Here is an 18,114-nt window from a genome sequence, read left to right as displayed (position 1 = left end):
GCGAGGCTTAATTAAATATAGACATGGCAACGTACAAGAAAAGAGGCTATAAAAAACCATCACATTCTGAAGAAAATTTAGATAATGTAAATTATGATGGTCAGAGTACAACGGAAGAAGTTTTTAATACTTTAGATGAAAGTGCGGGTAGAACAGAAGAATGGGTAGCTAGAAACCAGAAATATATATTGGGAGGAATAGGAGCTGTTGTACTTGTAGTACTTGCTTTTTTAGGATACCAACAATTTATTTTACAACCTAAAGAGGCAGAAGCTTCTAACGAAATGTTTTTTGCTCAACAATATTTTGATGAGGCAGTAAATAGTACTGCTAAAGATTCTTTATATGGATTGGCTTTAAATGGAGCAGATGGTAAATACGGTTTACTAGATATTATAGATAACTACGGAGGTACAAAAGCGGCTAACCTTGCACATTACACTGCGGGAATGGCATACTTGAATACACAGAAGTATGATGAAGCTATAAAATACCTTCAAGATTTTAAATCTGATGATGTTATTTTAAGTTCTTTGGCTAAAGGTGGAATCGGAGATGCATTTGTTCAAATTGGTCAAGAGTCTGACGCATTAGAATATTATGAGAAAGCAATTTCTAATTCTGATAATGCTTTTACAACTCCTAAGTTTTTATTCAAAGCTGGAGTTTTATCTATGGAAGCTGGAGACACTGCTAAAGCATTAAAATACTTCAATAGAATTAAAAACGAATATTCAGATTCAGAAGAAGGAAGAATTATAGATATCTATATTGGAAAAGCAGAAGCGCTTTAAAAGTAGTTAATTGAAAAATGATCATTAATTTTATTATTCAATGGTTACCAATTAACTTTACATAAAAAATATGGCTACAGAAAATAAAAATTTATCAGTTTACGATAAAGCAACAATCCCAAATGCGAAAGACTTTCGATTTGGGATTGTTGTTTCAGAATGGAATTCAGAAATAACAGAGGGTCTTTATAAAGGCGCTATGGAAGCTTTGTTAGATTGCGGAGCTCAAGAGGAGAATATCATGCGCTGGGATGTTCCAGGGAGCTATGAGCTTACTTATGGGACTAAGAAAATGATTAAGAAGCATCAGCCAGATGCAATTATTGCAATAGGAAGTGTGATCCAAGGAGAGACGAAGCATTTTGACTTTGTTTGTAGCGCTACTGCACAAGGAATAAAGGACTTAAATGTTCAATACGATACTCCCGTAATATTTTGTGTACTTACCGATAATACGATGCAACAAGCCATTGATAGAAGCGGAGGGAAACACGGTAACAAAGGAACAGAAGCTGCAATTGCTGCAATCAAAATGGCTGTGCTAGGAAACTAATCTAGCATTTACATACTTAAAAACATTATTATAATAATACGAACTTGAAGTTATTATGTGTTAATAACTTGGGTGTTTTGGGTGCTTTTTGTTGAACTAAGTTACGATAAATTACTGCTTGTTTATTAAGGTGTTTTTCTGCTGATAAATTTTTATCTTTATGGGGAATTTGGGGGCGTGAACAATCTTTATGCTAGGATAATCTTAATAACTTTTAAGAGTAATTACACGTAATTCTATTCCTTTTTAAGTAATTTTGATATTTACCTCAATATACAGATATTGTAGACTTAATGGCATGCTTTTTAGTTTGGCATTATTATTTCATTTATAATTTTAAAAAAACAGAAACCGTGGGACTTCCATCACTTTTTAAGTCGAGAGCCAATAAAGCGTATAACTATACGCCTAGGTATTATGATGAAAGAAAAGAACGTTTAGAAAATCTTATGAAAAGTAAGGAACCACGTTCTAATGAAGATTATTTTAAGGGATATCGTAAGAAGTCTTATCGTGATGATTGGAAAACGGTAAGATCTACTTCTTCAAGTATGAATGGGAGGATTCGTTTTATAGTAATTTTGATTTTTTTACTGATGTTCGCAATGGTAGCAGTAAGATATATTAATTTAGATACAATTATTTAATGGCAGATATTATTCAGCTTTTACCCGACCATGTTGCAAATCAAATTGCGGCTGGAGAAGTGGTACAAAGACCAGCATCTGTTGTAAAAGAACTTATTGAAAATGCTGTAGATGCAGGGAGCACTTCCATAAAACTAATCGTTAAAAACGCAGGTAAAACACTCATTCAAGTTGTAGATGACGGGAAAGGAATGAGTGCTACAGATGCGCGTTTGTCTTTTGAGCGTCATGCTACTTCCAAAATAAAAGCTGCCGAAGATTTATTCCAATTACATACAAAAGGATTTCGTGGAGAGGCTTTAGCTTCTATCGCTGCGATTTCACATGTAGAAATGAATACAAGGCAAGAAGATGATGAGGTTGGTACGCAGCTAAAGATTGAAGGAAGTAAAATAGTAGACCAAGGGGTTACAGTAACTCCCGTGGGAACTTCTTTATTGGTTAAAAACTTGTTTTTTAATATTCCTGCAAGAAGAAATTTCTTAAAATCGGATACGGTAGAGTTAAGGCATATTATTGATGAATTTCAGCGTGTGGCTTTAGCACACCCGAACATTCAGTTTGATTTTTATAATAATGGGAGTGAACTTTTTAATCTTCCAGCGTCTAATTTACGCCAGCGAATAGTTCATATTTTTGGAGGAAAAACGAATGAAAAATTAGTTCCTGTTGAGGAGGATACGGAAGTAGTGAATTTAAGTGGTTTTATCTGTAAACCTGAATTTGCGAAGAAAACACGTGGAGAGCAGTTCTTTTTTGTGAACAACCGTTTTGTGAAAAACTCTTATTTACATCATGCCGTTTGTGCTGCTTTTGAAGGTTTGATAAAAGAACAGACACATCCGAGCTATTTTTTGTTTTTAGAAGTAGATCCATCAGGAATCGATATCAATATACATCCTACTAAAACAGAAGTTAAGTTTGACGATGAGCACGTACTATACGCTATTTTACGAGCTTCTGTAAAGCATAGTTTAGGGCAGTTTAATGTGGCGCCTGTATTAGATTTTGAAAGAGATGCTAACTTAGATACGCCTTATAATTATAAAAGTAAAAATGCCGATTTTCCAACGGTAGAAGTAGATGCTAATTTTAATCCGTTCGAAAAGGAGTCTAAAGGCAGTATTAATGTTGGTTATCAGAAGAGAGAAAAACCACAGGCTAGTTGGGAGAATTTATATGTCGGCTTAGAGAAAAAATCAGATTTTAGTTCTATTGAGTTTGAATCTGAAGAAGTTACAGGGTCTTTGTTTAATAATACTAAAGAGCAAGAAGTATCTGCCACTAGTTACCAATTGCATAAAAAGTATATTGTAACGACTATTAAATCGGGAATGGTAATTATAAACCAACACCGAGCGCACCAAAGAGTATTATATGAGCAATACTTAAAGAATATAACAATCGATAAAGGTGTGAGTCAGCAATTATTATTTCCTTTAAAATTAAGTTTTACAAAGACGGAAATAGCACTTTTAAAAGAATTAAAAGACAGTTTAGAGAATACAGGTTTTTTATTTTCTAATTTTAAGGATGAGGAAGTCGAAGTCAGCGGGATTCCTTTAAATATATCAGAAAGCGAAGTAGGGATTATTGTAGATCAGTTATTGTCCGATTTCCAATCGGAAGTACCAGAGTCTTCTTTATCTCAAGCAGATATTTTAGCAAAAGCAATGTGTAAAACACTTGCAGTAAAAAGTGGAGAAGTGTTGAATGTGGCATCTCAAGAAGTGTTAGTTAATAATCTTTTTGCGACCAAAGAGCCAACAGTTTCCCCTTTTAATAAGCCAACATATATTACTATGACGGTGGAAGAAATAGATAAACGATTTTTATAAAACTAAATTCCAAGCAATGGGAAGAGTTACCGATGCTGTTAAGCATTTATTAATCATTAATGTGTTGTTTTTTATAGCAACGCAACTTTTAGGTCAACAAATGTATGATTTGTTTTCACTATGGTTTCCTAAGAATGAACACTTCCAACTTTGGCAAGTTGTAACGCATATGTTTATGCACGGAGGCTTTATGCATATTCTTTTTAATATGTATGCACTATGGGCTTTTGGTACTCCTTTGGAGCAAATTTGGGGGAAGAATAAGTTTTTCTTTTTCTATTTTTCTGCAGGTTTAGGAGCGGCATTAATCCATACACTTGTAAATTATTATTATTTTAATTCTGGTATGGATACTTTGATGGCAAGCGGGTTTAGTGAAGCTGATATTATGAGTGTTATTAGGGAAGGAAAATATGATACAGCGTGGTCCAGTGTGCTTTCTGAGGGGACATTGCAGAATTTCTTAGGTGCATACATGACGCCAGCTGTGGGAGCTTCTGGGGCTATTTATGGAGTTTTAGTTGCCTTCGGAATGATGTTTCCTAATGCCGAATTAATGCTTATATTTTTACCAATTCCTATCAAAGCAAAATACTTTATTCCGATAATTATTGGATTGGATTTATTCTCAGGAGTGACTGGATATTCTATTTTCGGACAAGGAATTGCTCATTTTGCGCATATTGGAGGAGCTTTATTTGGCTTTATAATGATGTGGTATTGGAAGAAAAACCAGTTTAACGGCAATCGTTGGAATTAAAAGAAAAACACAAAAGAAGTATTAAGACTGAAGAGGGTAGAGAGGATGTAAATTAGAGCTTTAAAAGGGGTTAAGGTTTTAAAAAAAATCTTTTAAAGCATACAAAATATAATACTTGACTTATTTAAGTGTTATAAAACAGAAATTAAATAACTAATGAGTATAACAAACGATATAAAATACAAGTTTTCTACACTTAATATTGCCGAGAAAATCATTGCTGTAAATGTGGTTATATTTATATTGAATGCTTTATTGGTTTTCTTTCTGCAATTAAGTTCCGATTCAATATCTCGTTGGTTTGAGCTACCTAAGAGTTTTTTTGGATTCTTAATGCAACCTTGGTCTATTGTTACCTATGCTTTTTTGCATGCAGGACTGATGCATTTGCTGCTCAATATGTTGATGCTGTATTTTTCTGCTAGAATCTTTTTAAACCTTTTTAGTAAAACATATTTTCTTAATGTTTACTTTCTAGGAGCAATTTCTGGAGGAGCACTTTTCTTATTAAGTTATAATGTTTTTCCAGTTTTTTCGAGGGTAGATTCTCCTCTTGTTGGAGCTTCGGCTGCTGTAATGGCTATATTAATTTTTATATGTACATATCTTCCAAATCAAGAGGTGAGAGTCATATTTTTTAATTTAAAATTATGGTATATTGGTGCTGCTTTTGTATTATTGGACTTGGTGCAGATACCAATTAGTAATTCGGGTGGTCATATTGCGCACTTAGGAGGTTCATTGTTAGGTTTTGTTTATGCTAAAAAGCTTCAAGAAGGGACCGATATTGGTGCTTGGTTTGCTAAACTACTTTCTTCGATTAAGAATATGTTCAATAAAGAGAAGAAATCACCTTTAAAGACGGTGCATAAACAAAAACAGACATCAGCATCTAAAAGTAAAGCTTCTAAGAATGAACATCAGAAACAAATAGATGCTATCTTAGATAAAATAAGTAAAAGTGGGTATGATAGCTTGTCAAAAGAAGAAAAAGACTTTCTATTTAAAGCAGGCAAAGAATAAGATACTTAAAAAGATAATATAATACGAACTATGAAGAAGCTTAACTGGGTTGATAAAGGGATTTTCTTTGTGAATACAGTATTTGCTTTTCTTTTACAGTTAAGTCTTTTAGTTCCTTATATTCCCATTAAATCCTTTCCAAAGACAGCAATTTTTAGTCTTGCAACGCCTATTTTAATTATCTTAAATATTCTATTTTTAATTTATTGGGTTTTAAAATTAAAGCGACAATGGTTACTTTCTTTTATCATCCTGTTATTAGGCTATCAACAAGTTTCTTCATTTTATAAATTTGGTGGCACATCTAATGTGGTGAGTGATTCTTACTTAAAAATAATGACTTATAATGTCCGTATTTTTGATCTTTATAAATGGATGGGGCGTGACGGTGTTTCAGATGAAATACTGACTATGATAACAGAGGAGGAGCCTGATATTTTATGTCTACAAGAGTTTCATGACTCCAAAGAACTTAAATTTAAAATGTATCCTCATAGTTTTATTAACTACAAAACAAAAGGGACGGGGCAAGCCATTTTTTCTAAATACCCAATAATAAGTAAGGGTTCGTTAAACTTTCCGAATTCTCAAAATAACGCTATTTATGCTGATATAGTTAAGGGGAGCGATACAATTCGTGTTTATAATTTGCATATGCAGTCTTTTCATATCAATCCTCAAGACGAAGAGATATCTCAAGAGAATTCTAGCAAAATAGCGAAGCGCATGGGAGCTGTGTTTTCAAAGCAGCAAGTGCAAACAGAGATTTTTGTTTCGCATAAAATAGAATGTCCTTATAAAACGATAACGTGTGGGGATTTAAATAATAATCAATATTCTGCAATATATAAACAGATAAAAGGGGACGATATAGATACTTTTGATGAGAAAGGAAGCGGTACAGGGAAAACCTATTATTTTAAGTATTTCCCATTTAGAATCGATTTTATTTTTGTTGATGAACAAATTCCCGTAATATCTCATAAAAATAGATATGAGAAGCTTTCTGATCATTACCCAATAATATCTCAATTACAGATTTAATTGCGCTAAAAAGCAATCTGTAACGTCTGCTAGGATATGTATGATAAGTGCTAATCCTATAATCCGCGTCTTTTTGAAGAATAGAAATAGAATGTACAAGGCAATCATGTAATAGCTGTGGAAAAAATGAAATCCTACACTGCATCTATTGATATCGAAAATAGGGTTTGCCCATAAATGATCAATGTCAATTATAATTCCTAGCAATAGAATGATGCTTGCTTTTTTAAAATCCTTTCTGAAGAATAAATAGGCAACAGCTATTGGAACAATAAAGTGAATCCCATAATGAATTATAAAACGAAGCATAGTAATAAATGAGATTTTAAGCGTTAGAGCGTTTGCTTATTAAAATTCTAAGCCGTCTAAATAATTCAATGCATTTGTACCTTCATTAAAAAGTAAATCCATCCCATTTAAGTTTTCTATAAACCCATGTCTATCATCAAATACTTGAGTATAAGGAGTGAAATTATACTTCTTTTTTCCTTTGGCTCTAGCTAAATCGCGGTGGTCTATAAAATGGTTTGCTTCCTTTTCAAATTCAGTAGTAAAAGAAAAATCCAATTCCAATTGAAAACACTCAGCAAGAAGTTCTATACTTTCCATGTTCATATCGAACAAAAACCTATGCTTCTTTTCGAAAAATGGAACGAATTCATCTTCATAATATTCAAAAAAGGGAGATGTTCTGTAGGCAGTTTCTATAGATCTCCAATGTTGCTTTTTCCAATCAAAATTATCTTCTAAAGTTACATCTTTATATTTTTGATGCTGGTTTCCTTTGGTATGTTTTATAGGGATAGAAAGCATTTGTAGTCCATTTGGACTGTAGATGTAACTTCTGTTTCTATACGTTTGTTTTTGGTAATTATCCTCTTTTTCAAAAACAATATCTCCTCCTGTTTTATTTATAACTGCCCAATGAGCAACAGAAGGAAAGTATGTTGGATGAATTACAGTTTGCATTGATTAGTTTGTAAAGTATGTATCGTTTCTAAAGTTAAAAGTGATAAAGTATGTTGTTTTCTAATAACAATAATACTACTAGCTATTTTCTTTTTTTCGTTTTCTGAATTTACTAATTCCATACCAAAGTGCTACAACAACTAAGAAGTATACGAGGTAAGAGCGTGGTTGTCCGCTTCCGCCAACAGTTGTAAATACTCGATCCCAACGAACTTTATTCCAAAATGCTCCAGAGGCATTAGAGTCGTAGCTAAACCATATAAATACAGGTTTCCCAACAATATGGTTTGCTGGAACATAACCCCAGTAACGGCTATCTTCAGAGGCATGACGGTTGTCTCCCATCATCCAATAGTAATCTTGTTTAAAAGTATAAGAATCTGCAGCTTCTCCGTTAATTAGAATTTGATTACCGTTAACGGCGATAGTATTGCCTTCATATTCTTTAATAATGCGCTTGTAAAGAGGTAAAACTTTAAGGTTTAAAGGAACAGTTTTTCCTTCTTGCGGAATATATATTGGTCCGAATTGATCTTGATTCCATTTGTAATCATTAGCATTAGGAAATACAGAAGACATTTTTGTTGATCCTGCTGATTCGATATTTCTCTTAACGCTAATAACATTAGGGTTGTCTCTTAGTTTATCTGCAGCAGCAGCAGTCATTGCAGAGAAGAAATAAACCCCTTGCTCCACTTGTCCAAACCTACCCGTAACTCCATAACGCTCATACATATATCTAGGCGTAAGTTGCCCTTTTGCTTTTACGTAATATGAAAATTGTGGTCTTGCTCTGTCTGGTAAAACAGTTTGTTTTCCGTTGATGTAAACAAATCCGTCTTTTATGGAAAGTGAATCTCCAGGAAGTCCTACACAACGTTTTACATAGTTTGATTTCTTATCTATTGGTTTTCTGATCTTACGATGCGTAATTTTGAAAAACTGCTCCACTGTATCTGTAGGCCAGCTAAAAACAACAATATCATTACGTTTTATGTCTTGTAACCCAGGAAGTCTAAAGTAAGGTAACTGTGGTTTATCAAGATATGATTTTTTGTTTATTACAGGAATGGTATCATGTACCATCGGGAATGCAACCGTAGTCATTGGAGTTCTTGCTCCGTAATGAAATTTACTAACAAATAGGAAATCTCCAACCAATAATGTCTTCTCTAAAGACGAAGTTGGGATTACATAAGGTTGCATAAAATAAGTATGTACAATCGTGGCAGCAACTACTGCAAAGAGTATAGAACTAACCCATTCTCCAGTAGCAGTTCTTGGCTTTAAACTACGATCTTTAATGTATTCTACATCTACAGCGTAGTTAATATAATAGATATAAAAACCTAAAGTTAACACTGCTAACCATGTATCTGTAGTACTTTTTCTTCCAAAACTTCTTAATGTTTCTACCCAAACAACAGGGAACATAATAAGGTTTATAATGGGGATGAAAAGTAAAATAACCCACCACCAAGGACGATTAATTATTTTCATTAAAATAACTGCATTATATACAGGAACTAGTGCTTCCCACGATTTTCTTCCAGCTTTAGCATAGAGCTTCCAAGTACCTAAAAAGTGAACCACTTGAAGGATTAGAAAGAAAATAAACCATTGTGTAATTGTCATAGTAATAAGCTTTGTTTCCTATTAGAATTATCTTTAAGACGAATCAACAGGATTTTAGTTACGGTAAAAATATATTTTTTTTGGTATGAATAGTAATCAAGAGTTCTATAATACCTTTAAAATGGGGTTTTTAACCCAAGTTTAACACATCTTTCATACTGAAAACTCCTGTTTTACCGATAATCCATTCAGCAGCAATTACAGCACCTAAAGCAAAACCTTCTCTATTATGAGCGGTATGGGTTATGTCTATAGTGTCTACATCGCTTTTGTATATAATAGTATGCGTTCCAGGAACTTCAGGTTGTCTTAATGCTTTAATTGGAATTTCGTCTGAAGTGGCATTATCTAATTTCCAAGATTTATTGTGAGAATTGTTTATGATTCCCTCCGCTAGAGTAATAGCAGTACCGCTTGGAGCATCTAATTTTTGTGTATGGTGAGTCTCTTCAATACTAACATCATATTGCGAGAGATTTTTCATCATTTTAGCAAGGTATTCATTTAGTTGAAAGAAAACATTAACCCCTAAACTGAAATTGGAGGCATAGATAAAAGCACCCTTCTTTTCCTCACAAAGATTAACAGCTTTATCATAATTTTCTAACCAACCTGTTGTACCAGAAATAACAGGAACGTTATTTTCTAAACACATAGAAATATTTTTAAAAGCAACAGATGGAATACTAAAATCGATAGCAACATCTGCTTCCTTAATATTAAAATCAGTTGTTTTTTCATCTACTCTAGCTATGATTTCATGATCTCTGGAAATTGCTATTTCTTCAATCATCTTTCCCATTTTTCCGTATCCAAGCAATGCTATTTTCATTCGTATGTATTTATAGGTGGTATATTAAAAACTCAAACTAAGCCGCATTCCGTAGTTTGGAGTGTAGTCTATTTGATTTTGTTCGTAGTAAGGGTTTAAAGAAAGCTTATCACTCACATTAAACTGTTTTAAATGTGCAGTAACATTAGCATCTATTATGTTTAACGCATACAAACCTATGGTTATAAGTAGCGAAAGATCTCTGTTCTGCTGATAATATTCTTGAGCATCTCTTAGTGCATCATCACTAACATCTGGATTTCCCGGGTCAATACCGCTATTATTAATGTCATAAAATTCATCATCATAATAACCAGCAATACGTCTTTTATAGGCGTCTCGATATTGATTGTAATAATTGGTGTTCTGAATATAGAAATATGCTCCTGTACCTATGGCTCCGTAAACAATAGGAACTTTCCAATAGGTTTTATTATAAATCTGACCTAATCCAGGTAATATTGCAGAGAAAAAGGCTGCTTTCGCTGGAGATAATGGATCTATATCAATATTTAAGCTAGCCAAACTATCTATAGTTTGTTGCTTTCTTAGTCTACGTTTTTGTTTTCTTGAAAGTGTATCCGAGGCAATGGCAGTAGTATCTGCAACTTGATATTGCTTAAGAGAATCTTGGGCTTCTTTTTCTAGTTTCTTTAATTCTCTTTTCGTCATTTCATGCGTAGCATCATTCTCAGTTTTTTTACTCACGGAGTCGGCTACTTTTTCTTGTGCTGATGAAATGAAATGAAAAAGCAATACAAATAAAACGGCAATACTTCTTTTAAACACTATTTAAAAAGTTTTGTGAGGCGTAAAAAGTCTTCTTTTGAATGAAAAGGGATAATAAACTTTCCTTTACCATTCTTAGCTACTTTAACGTCTACTTTAGAAGAAAAGTATTCAGTAAGCTCTTCTATATTTTTCGAAACATATTCTGGAACTTCTGAAGTAGTAGTTTTCTCTGTTTTTTGTTCTTTACCAGTTTGATATTCTCTAACCAATTTTTCTGTATCTCGAACAGATAAATTATTAGTAATAACTTTCTCGTAAATTTCTAATTGATCTTTTTTATTTTCAATATTTATTAAAGCTCTACCGTGCCCCATACTTACAAACCCATCTCTCATTCCAGTTTGAATGATAGGATCTAGCTTTAAAAGGCGTAAATAGTTAGTAATTGTAGATCTTTTTTTACCTACACGATCACTAAGCTGTTCTTGTGTAATATTTATTTCGTCTATTAAACGTTGGTAAGATAGAGAGATCTCGATAGGATCTAAATCCTGTCTTTGGATATTCTCTACCAAAGCCATTTCTAATGACTCTTGGTCGTTTGCAATACGAATATATGCAGGAATAGTTTTTAGACCTGCTAATTTGGAAGCTCTTAAACGTCTTTCTCCAGAAACCAATTGGTACTGGTTAAACTCCATTTTTCTAACAGTAATAGGTTGTATAACACCTAATTCTTTTATAGAAATACAAAGCTCTTTTAATGTTTCTTCATTAAAATTAGTACGCGGTTGAAATGGATTTACTTCAATGGCATCGATGTCCAACTCCACAATACTACCAACTACCTTATCAGCATTTTTATCTGATGCAGATTTAATATCATTGTCAGGATCATTCAACAAAGCAGATAATCCTCTCCCTAAAGCTTGTTTTTTTGTTGCCTTTGCCATTTAAACTGTTTGCTTATTCTTTTTAATTACTTCATGTGCTAAGCTCAGGTAGTTTGTTGCCCCTTTACTTGTAGCATCATAATTAATAATAGTTTCACCATAACTTGGTGCTTCACTTAAACGCACATTACGTTGGATAATGGTTTCAAAAACCATTTCGCTAAAGTGTTTTTGCACTTCTTCTACCACTTGATTAGAAAGTCTTAATCTAGAATCGTACATGGTTAATAATAACCCTTCGATATCTAAGTTAGGATTGTGTATTTTCTGAACACTCTTTATAGTATTCAATAATTTCCCTAGTCCTTCTAATGCAAAATATTCACATTGAATAGGAATGATAACCGAGTCTGATGCTGTTAAAGCATTTAGCGTTAATAGGCCAAGAGAGGGAGCACAATCAATTAAAATATAATCATAAGAATCCCTAAGTCTATCCATGGCTTTTGCCATCATATATTCTCTTGCATCTTTATCTACCAATTCTATTTCGATAGCAACAAGATCAATATGAGCTGGTATTAAATCAACGTTTGGGGAATTCGTTTTTATAATAGTGTCTTCTGGTTTAACAGAATGCTCTAATAATTGATATGTACCTCCTTCAACCGTTTCAACATCTATTCCAAGACCGGAAGTAGCATTCGCCTGTGGATCTGCGTCAATTAAAAGTACTTTTTTCTCTAGTACTCCCAATGAGGCAGCTAGGTTTACAGATGTTGTAGTTTTTCCAACACCACCTTTTTGATTAGCTACAGCAATTACTTTGCCCATGTTTAAAATTCGATTTTAGTAAGGTAAATTTAGTTAGGTAAAAATACAATTATTTGTGAGTTTAGAAAATGAATTTTGTTAACAGTTATCCAATACTGTATCTGATGATAGTATCTATAGAGGCTATCCATTTACAATTCAGTTGATAATTATTTAAAAGCCATTTTTAAAACAGCTAATTTACAGCATTCTTTATTTCTTTTTACTGCGAATCATAGCCTCAAGCATATCCCACATTTCTTCAGGAACGGCTTCTAATAAATTAAATTGCCCAGCACCTTTTAGCCACTCTCCACCATCTAGTGTTATTACTTCTCCGTTTAGATAAGCTCCAAAATCGGAAACCATATAGGCAGCTAGATTTGCTAATTCTTGGTGATCACCAACTCTCTTTAAAGGAACTTTCTTAGCAAGATCGAATTTTTCTTTTAAATCTCCAGGCAGTAATCTATCCCATGCTCCTTTTGTAGGGAAAGGACCAGGAGCAATTGCATTAAATCGCATTCCATATTTTGCCCATTCAACAGCTAAGCTTCTCGTTAAAGCTAGTACACCAGCTTTTGCAGTAGCAGAAGGAACAACATATGCAGATCCTGTCCACGCATAAGTAGTTACTATATTAAGTACATTGGTGTTTTCTTGTTTGGTATCTATCCAATGTTTACCAAAAGCAAGAGTACAGTTTTTTGTTCCTTTTAAAACAATATCAATAATAGTATCAAAAGCATTCGCAGAAAGTCTTTCTGTAGGTGAAATAAAGTTTCCAGCAGCATTGTTTAAAAGGACATCTACTTTTCCAAACGCTTCAATTACTTTTTCACGCATGGCTTCTACTTGGTCGTAATGACGTACATCACAAGCTACAGGTAAACAGGTTCCTCCAGTTTCTTCTGAAAGTTCTTTAGCAGTATTTTCTAATTTGTCTAAGCTTCTAGAAGTGATAGCTACTTTAGCACCTAATTCTAAAAAATATTTAGTCATTGCTTTTCCAAGACCGCTTCCTCCACCTGTAACTACTATGGTTTTCCCTTCAAGAGCTCCATCACGAAGCATTTTATCTGTATATTTCATCTTTCTGTCTTTATTAATGTTAAAAAAAGAACGTTTATCTGTATATTTAGTACTTCCTTCAAAAATACAGCTTTCAATTTTATTTCGCTTGAATATTTAATGTTAGTTTTTTCATTCTAAATGTAAAAATCTGACAAATGTCATTTTCTCCCTCTTATCTACAGCTTAAATTTGTAATAAATAAGACAAAAACATCCTAATTTAAATTACTGATTATGAAATATCTATTCAAACCTATTGTGTTTTTATCAGCAGTAGCCTTACTTTTTAGTTGCGAGTCTAAAAAAGAGAAGGTTACAGATGCAGAAAGCATTGTTGTAGAACAAGAAATGATTGCAGATTTAACTTCACCACCTAATGTACCAAAGCCTACAGCAAAGAGAAAGGCAAAGAAACTCATTGTAGACATGGAAATTTTGGAACAAGAAGGAGAGTTAAGTAATGGAGTGAGTTATGTGTATTGGACATTTGGGGGAACCGTTCCAGGAAGTTTTATAAGAACGAAAGTGGGAGATGAAGTACATTTTACATTAAAAAATCATCCAGATAATAAATTACCTCATAATATAGATTTACATGCTGTTAATGGACCTGGTGGGGGAGCGGAGTCTTCTTTTGTAGCTCCAGGGCATGAAAAAACATTTTCATTTAAGACTTTAAACCCTGGGTTGTATGTATACCATTGTGCTACTGCTCCTGTGGGAATGCATATTGCAAATGGAATGTACGGGTTAATATTGGTAGAGCCGGAAGAAGGATTACCGCCTGTTGATAAAGAGTACTATATTATGCAAGGAGACTTTTATACAAAGGGTAGAAATGGCGATAGAGGTATGCAGCCTTTCGATATGCAAAAAGCATTAGATGAAGCAGCAGAATATGTTGTATTTAATGGAAAAGTGGGAGCCTTAACTGGAGACAACGCAATTACTGCTAATGTAGGAGAAACGGTAAGACTTTTTGTTGGAAATGGAGGGCCAAATTTAGTTTCTTCTTTTCATGTTATCGGAGAGATTTTTGACCGAGTTCATGTTGAAGGTGGTAGTGTAATAAATGAAAATGTTCAAACCACGATGATCCCTGCTGGAGGAGCAGCTATTGTAGAGTTTAAAGTGGAAGTTCCTGGTACATTTATACTTGTAGATCACTCCATTTTTAGAGCCTTTAATAAAGGAGCTTTAGGAATGCTTACAGTTAATGGAGATGAGAATATGAAAGTGTATTCTGGGGAAATGAGAGAAGGGATTTACCGTCCAGAGGGGTCTGGAATCCAAGAAGTTCCTAGAGAAGATCAAACGGCTTTAAATGTTCCTGCCATGAGTTTTGAAGATCAAATGGAGTTTGGTAAGCAAACATATATGCATACTTGTTTTGCTTGTCATCAACCTGAAGGTCAGGGTATAGACGGTGTTTTTCCTCCTTTGGCAATGTCAGATTATTTAAATGCTGATGTAAATAGAGCTATCGATATTGTTTTACATGGTAAACAAGGGGAAATTACCGTAAATGGAGAAAAATATAATAGTGTGATGACAAGTCAAACACTTACCGATGAAGAAGTGGCAAATGTATTAACGTTTGTATACAATAGTTGGGGGAACTCTAAGGAAGTTGTTACCCCAGAAATGGTAGGAAAGGTTAGAAAGAAATAATTATATAACAGAATTTTTAAATGACTAGCGTAACTCGTTTATTATTAATTTTTATAGTAGCCTTTTGCGCTATACAAATTCTACCTGCTCAAGAAATGGTTACCGTTAAAAGGGGAACATATATTCCCCTTTATGGTAACGATTCTATTCCTAAAGTAGTAGAAGAGTTTCAGATTGATATGAGTCCTGTTACTTATAGCGATTATCAGAAATTTTTATTAGAAAATCCAGCATGGCAAAAAAAGAATATAAAAGGGTTGTTTGCAGATGATGCTTATTTAACGAGATGGGGAGAAGAGGCAACTTACGCTAAGGATATGAATCCTGATAGTCCAGTTACATACGTTTCTTGGTTCGCTGCTAAGAAATATTGCGAATGTCAGAACAAACGTTTGCCAACTACGGACGAATGGGAATATGTTTCGATGGCAAATGAAGATGAAATAGATGCGAGGAAACTTGAAAGTTATAATGCTGAGATTTTATCGTGGTATGAAACTTCCAATACAGAACTTAATGTAGTAAAAAGAAATCCTCAGAATTATTGGGGAGTTTATGATTTACATGGCTTGGTATGGGAATGGACGCAAGACTTTAATTCTGTTTTAATTTCTGGAGAATCTAGGAGAGATGTAAATAGCGATGCTAATTTATTTTGTGGAGGAGCCGCTGTTGGAGCTACAGATTTAATGAATTATGCGGCATTCATGAGATATGCTTTTAGAGGAAGTATAAAGGCACGATATAGTATGAAAAACTTAGGCTTTAGATGTGCTAAAGATGCAACTACTTTACCGTAAATTATAGACTTTAAGTTTATTGCTACGGAGTTGTATCACTAATAGACGAAATTAAATATAAAGTGATGAATAAATATAAATTGTTTGCTGTAATTGGATTGCTTTTCTTGGGAGCTTGTAATTCAGGAGAAAAAAGTAAGACTGAAACTAAAGATGTAGCAGTAACTACTCAAAATAGTGAAGAAGGCTATTCGGATATGTCTATTTATAACCTCCCGTCTCAATGGACAAATCAAGATGGAGAAGAGGTGGAGTTAAAAGACTTTCAGGGAAAGGTGTTGGTAACCGTTATGATTTATACTTCTTGTAAAATTGCATGCCCTAGATTGGTGGCAGATATGAGAAATATTAAGAAGCAGTTGCCTGAGGAGATGTTAGATGATGTGGAGATGGTTTTAGTAAGTATCGACCCTGAAACGGATACTCCTGAAAGGCTGAAGCAATTTGCCAAAGAGAATGTTATGGACGGACCTCCATGGACGTTTCTTCGTTCTACGGAAGCAAATACAAGAGAGTTTGCAGCTGTTTTAGCGGTGAATTACACAGAAATATCTCCGATGGATTTTTCGCACTCTAATATAATTAGTGTTTTTAATGATAAAGGGGAGTTGATTTTTCAGCAAGAAGGGTTAAATGTAAATTCTGATGCTACAGTGAAGAAAATAAAAGATGCTGTGGCAGAGATGAGTTAGTCTTATAAAAAATACACACTTTAATTGGCCTATGTTACTGCTTAGTAATGTAGGCCGATTTTTTTATACTACTTTTTTGAATTGATATGATTAAAAATATAATACCAATTACAAGAAAAAGGCTAGCTAAAAATAGTGTCAAGTAGTAATGTGGAATACTAATTCCTGTTTTAAGCATATAAAGCGATCCTTGCATGAAAAGTAAAGCTTCAGTAATAAAAATTCCTGTTAGAAATAAATAAACACCTAATTTAAAGTAGCGTTCTCTTTTTATGTTAAGTAGGTGATGAAAGTTAGCATATAGTAGGCTACTAATTACACCTAACATTATTAAATGTATAAAACCAATCACTAAGTTTTTATATGCATGCGCTTGCGTAGCTATTACTGGAACTAAAGTAAGTATTTGTATCAGTGTTTTAATCGTAAAGGTAATAATGGCAAAACGATACAAGGTTTTTACTACGGGAAGTTGTTTTTTCAGGCTTTCTGATAGTGGTTTTTTTAAGATGATAAACATATAATAAACCATTATTAGCTGTAGAATTACTCCGATTGAATTTACCCAGTACAACCATGAATAATCCAAGTACCAACTTGCGGGAAATGCATATGTTAGTAGTGTAGCAGTTACGGTAAATCCATATAATCTCTTTGTTGAAACACTATTTTTGATGTCTAATTTTCTGAATATTAATGATAAAACTGCAATTAAAAACCAACCGTTAAATTGAAAGTGTAAAAAGAATTGAATTGCTAATTGATAGAGTTCCGATGATTTTCCATATTGAACAACTGTAGGGCCTAAACACCATACTCCAATGGTAGAAAACAGCATAAAATAAATTGCCAAGCGCATAAATTTGTTGGCAGGAGTGGTTGCTTTAATCTCTTTAAAAGCATAATAAGCTAAAGTGTAGCTGCAAAATATATGAAGGGTTGAAAAGCTTATAGAAACCATAGCATACCCCTGAAAAGGGAAGCTAACCAACATTCCGATAATAGAAAGTTGAGTAATCCAGAATAGACGTTTATATTTTTTATGTGTATTATCTTTTATGTACCACTTTACTATAAATAATTGAATGGACAAATATACCCAACCTAGCATTGCAGTATGTGAATGTGCATGCGTTAGGAATCTAAAATTCATCGAATCTATAGGGAGTACGTATAGGAGTCGTAATAAAAGTCCCATTGTTGCTGCAATTAGAAAATTGCTAAAACAAATAGTGATAAATCTCTTTTCCATGTACTGATATAACGCTTGTCCTACAAAGTAATAAAATTAACTCCATAGGCGATTAGAATATCTTAGATTTTAAGTATTTTATTGCTGAATAAA

General features: G+C 33.5%; 19 protein-coding genes. 10 read left to right on the top strand and 9 right to left on the bottom strand.

Annotation, left to right across the window (positions count from 1 at the left end; translation table 11 throughout):
- Positions 1 to 23 precede the first annotated feature (23 nt).
- From JM658_RS08400 to JM658_RS08370, 7 genes are all read left to right on the top strand, one after another.
- Positions 24 to 794 carry a tetratricopeptide repeat protein gene (locus tag JM658_RS08400; RefSeq protein WP_236958811.1) on the top strand — a complete coding sequence of 257 codons (771 nt, stop codon included), beginning with the start codon at positions 24 to 26 and terminating at the stop codon, positions 792 to 794.
- 70 nt (positions 795 to 864) lie between these two features.
- Positions 865 to 1,347: a 6,7-dimethyl-8-ribityllumazine synthase gene (gene ribH, locus JM658_RS08395; protein ID WP_236958810.1), complete on the top strand. Its 483-nt coding sequence runs from the start codon at positions 865 to 867 to the stop codon at positions 1,345 to 1,347.
- A gap of 293 nt (positions 1,348 to 1,640) precedes the next feature.
- On the top strand, positions 1,641 to 1,994 hold the full coding sequence (locus tag JM658_RS08390; protein ID WP_236958809.1) for a hypothetical protein: 354 nt from the start codon (positions 1,641 to 1,643) through the stop codon (positions 1,992 to 1,994).
- Complete coding sequence (gene mutL, locus JM658_RS08385; RefSeq protein WP_236958808.1) at positions 1,994 to 3,832, top strand: DNA mismatch repair endonuclease MutL; 1,839 nt, start codon at positions 1,994 to 1,996, stop codon at positions 3,830 to 3,832. The genes JM658_RS08390 and mutL overlap by 1 nt, the downstream gene beginning before the upstream one ends.
- Positions 3,833 to 3,848: 16 nt before the next feature.
- Positions 3,849 to 4,592 carry a rhomboid family intramembrane serine protease gene (locus tag JM658_RS08380; protein ID WP_236958807.1) on the top strand — a complete coding sequence of 248 codons (744 nt, stop codon included), beginning with the start codon at positions 3,849 to 3,851 and terminating at the stop codon, positions 4,590 to 4,592.
- Between the two features lie 156 nt (positions 4,593 to 4,748).
- Positions 4,749 to 5,615: a rhomboid family intramembrane serine protease gene (locus JM658_RS08375; protein WP_236958806.1), complete on the top strand. Its 867-nt coding sequence runs from the start codon at positions 4,749 to 4,751 to the stop codon at positions 5,613 to 5,615.
- Positions 5,616 to 5,645: 30 nt separating this feature from the next.
- Positions 5,646 to 6,659 carry an endonuclease/exonuclease/phosphatase family protein gene (locus tag JM658_RS08370; protein WP_236958805.1) on the top strand — a complete coding sequence of 338 codons (1,014 nt, stop codon included), beginning with the start codon at positions 5,646 to 5,648 and terminating at the stop codon, positions 6,657 to 6,659.
- Here JM658_RS08370 and JM658_RS08365 read toward each other — a convergent pair.
- The 8 genes from JM658_RS08365 to JM658_RS08330 all read right to left on the bottom strand — a co-directional run bounded on the left by JM658_RS08365 (position 6,648) and on the right by JM658_RS08330 (position 13,625).
- Entirely contained in the window at positions 6,648 to 6,968 is a 321-nt protein-coding gene (locus JM658_RS08365; RefSeq protein WP_236958804.1) for a DUF6122 family protein, read from the bottom strand. The genes JM658_RS08370 and JM658_RS08365 overlap by 12 nt on opposite strands.
- A 39-nt stretch (positions 6,969 to 7,007) precedes the next feature.
- The gene (locus tag JM658_RS08360) at positions 7,008 to 7,628 is read right to left on the bottom strand and encodes a WbqC family protein (RefSeq protein ID WP_236958803.1); all 621 of its coding nucleotides are present in this window, start codon (positions 7,626 to 7,628) and stop codon (positions 7,008 to 7,010) included.
- A gap of 78 nt (positions 7,629 to 7,706) precedes the next feature.
- Complete coding sequence (gene lepB / locus JM658_RS08355; RefSeq protein WP_236958802.1) at positions 7,707 to 9,263, bottom strand: signal peptidase I; 1,557 nt, start codon at positions 9,261 to 9,263, stop codon at positions 7,707 to 7,709.
- Between the two features lie 130 nt (positions 9,264 to 9,393).
- Positions 9,394 to 10,095 (bottom strand): 4-hydroxy-tetrahydrodipicolinate reductase, encoded by a 702-nt coding sequence (dapB, locus tag JM658_RS08350; RefSeq protein WP_236958801.1) that lies wholly within the window; start codon positions 10,093 to 10,095, stop codon positions 9,394 to 9,396.
- 24 nt (positions 10,096 to 10,119) lie between these two features.
- Positions 10,120 to 10,884, bottom strand: coding sequence for a DUF5683 domain-containing protein (locus JM658_RS08345; RefSeq protein WP_236958800.1), 765 nt, complete (start codon positions 10,882 to 10,884; stop codon positions 10,120 to 10,122).
- A complete protein-coding gene (locus JM658_RS08340) occupies positions 10,884 to 11,780 on the bottom strand; it encodes a ParB/RepB/Spo0J family partition protein (protein ID WP_236958799.1) in 897 nt (298 codons plus the stop codon). Before JM658_RS08340 ends, JM658_RS08345 begins: the two co-directional genes overlap by 1 nt.
- Positions 11,781 to 12,554, bottom strand: coding sequence for a ParA family protein (locus JM658_RS08335; RefSeq protein WP_236958798.1), 774 nt, complete (start codon positions 12,552 to 12,554; stop codon positions 11,781 to 11,783).
- A gap of 192 nt (positions 12,555 to 12,746) precedes the next feature.
- Entirely contained in the window at positions 12,747 to 13,625 is an 879-nt protein-coding gene (locus tag JM658_RS08330; RefSeq protein WP_236958797.1) for an SDR family oxidoreductase, read from the bottom strand.
- 215 nt (positions 13,626 to 13,840) lie between these two features.
- On the opposite strand from JM658_RS08330, the gene nirK reads away from it, so the two are divergent.
- The 3 genes from nirK (at position 13,841) to JM658_RS08315 (ending at position 16,769) form a co-directional block, all read left to right on the top strand.
- On the top strand, positions 13,841 to 15,277 hold the full coding sequence (gene nirK, locus JM658_RS08325; protein ID WP_236958796.1) for a copper-containing nitrite reductase: 1,437 nt from the start codon (positions 13,841 to 13,843) through the stop codon (positions 15,275 to 15,277).
- 20 nt (positions 15,278 to 15,297) lie between these two features.
- Entirely contained in the window at positions 15,298 to 16,077 is a 780-nt protein-coding gene (locus JM658_RS08320) for a formylglycine-generating enzyme family protein (RefSeq protein ID WP_236958795.1), read from the top strand.
- 65 nt (positions 16,078 to 16,142) lie between these two features.
- Positions 16,143 to 16,769, top strand: a complete 627-nt coding sequence (locus JM658_RS08315; protein WP_236958794.1) for an SCO family protein — start codon at positions 16,143 to 16,145, stop codon at positions 16,767 to 16,769.
- A 34-nt stretch (positions 16,770 to 16,803) separates the two neighbouring features.
- Here the strand turns inward: JM658_RS08315 and JM658_RS08310 are convergent, their stop codons facing one another.
- Complete coding sequence (locus tag JM658_RS08310) at positions 16,804 to 18,021, bottom strand: hypothetical protein (protein WP_236958793.1); 1,218 nt, start codon at positions 18,019 to 18,021, stop codon at positions 16,804 to 16,806.
- Between the last annotated feature and the right edge of the window lie 93 nt (positions 18,022 to 18,114).

The sequence above is a fragment of the Joostella atrarenae genome, from assembly GCF_021764745.1.
GTDB lineage: Bacteria > Bacteroidota > Bacteroidia > Flavobacteriales > Flavobacteriaceae > Galbibacter > Galbibacter atrarenae.
This window is presented reverse-complemented; position numbering and strand designations above follow the sequence as displayed.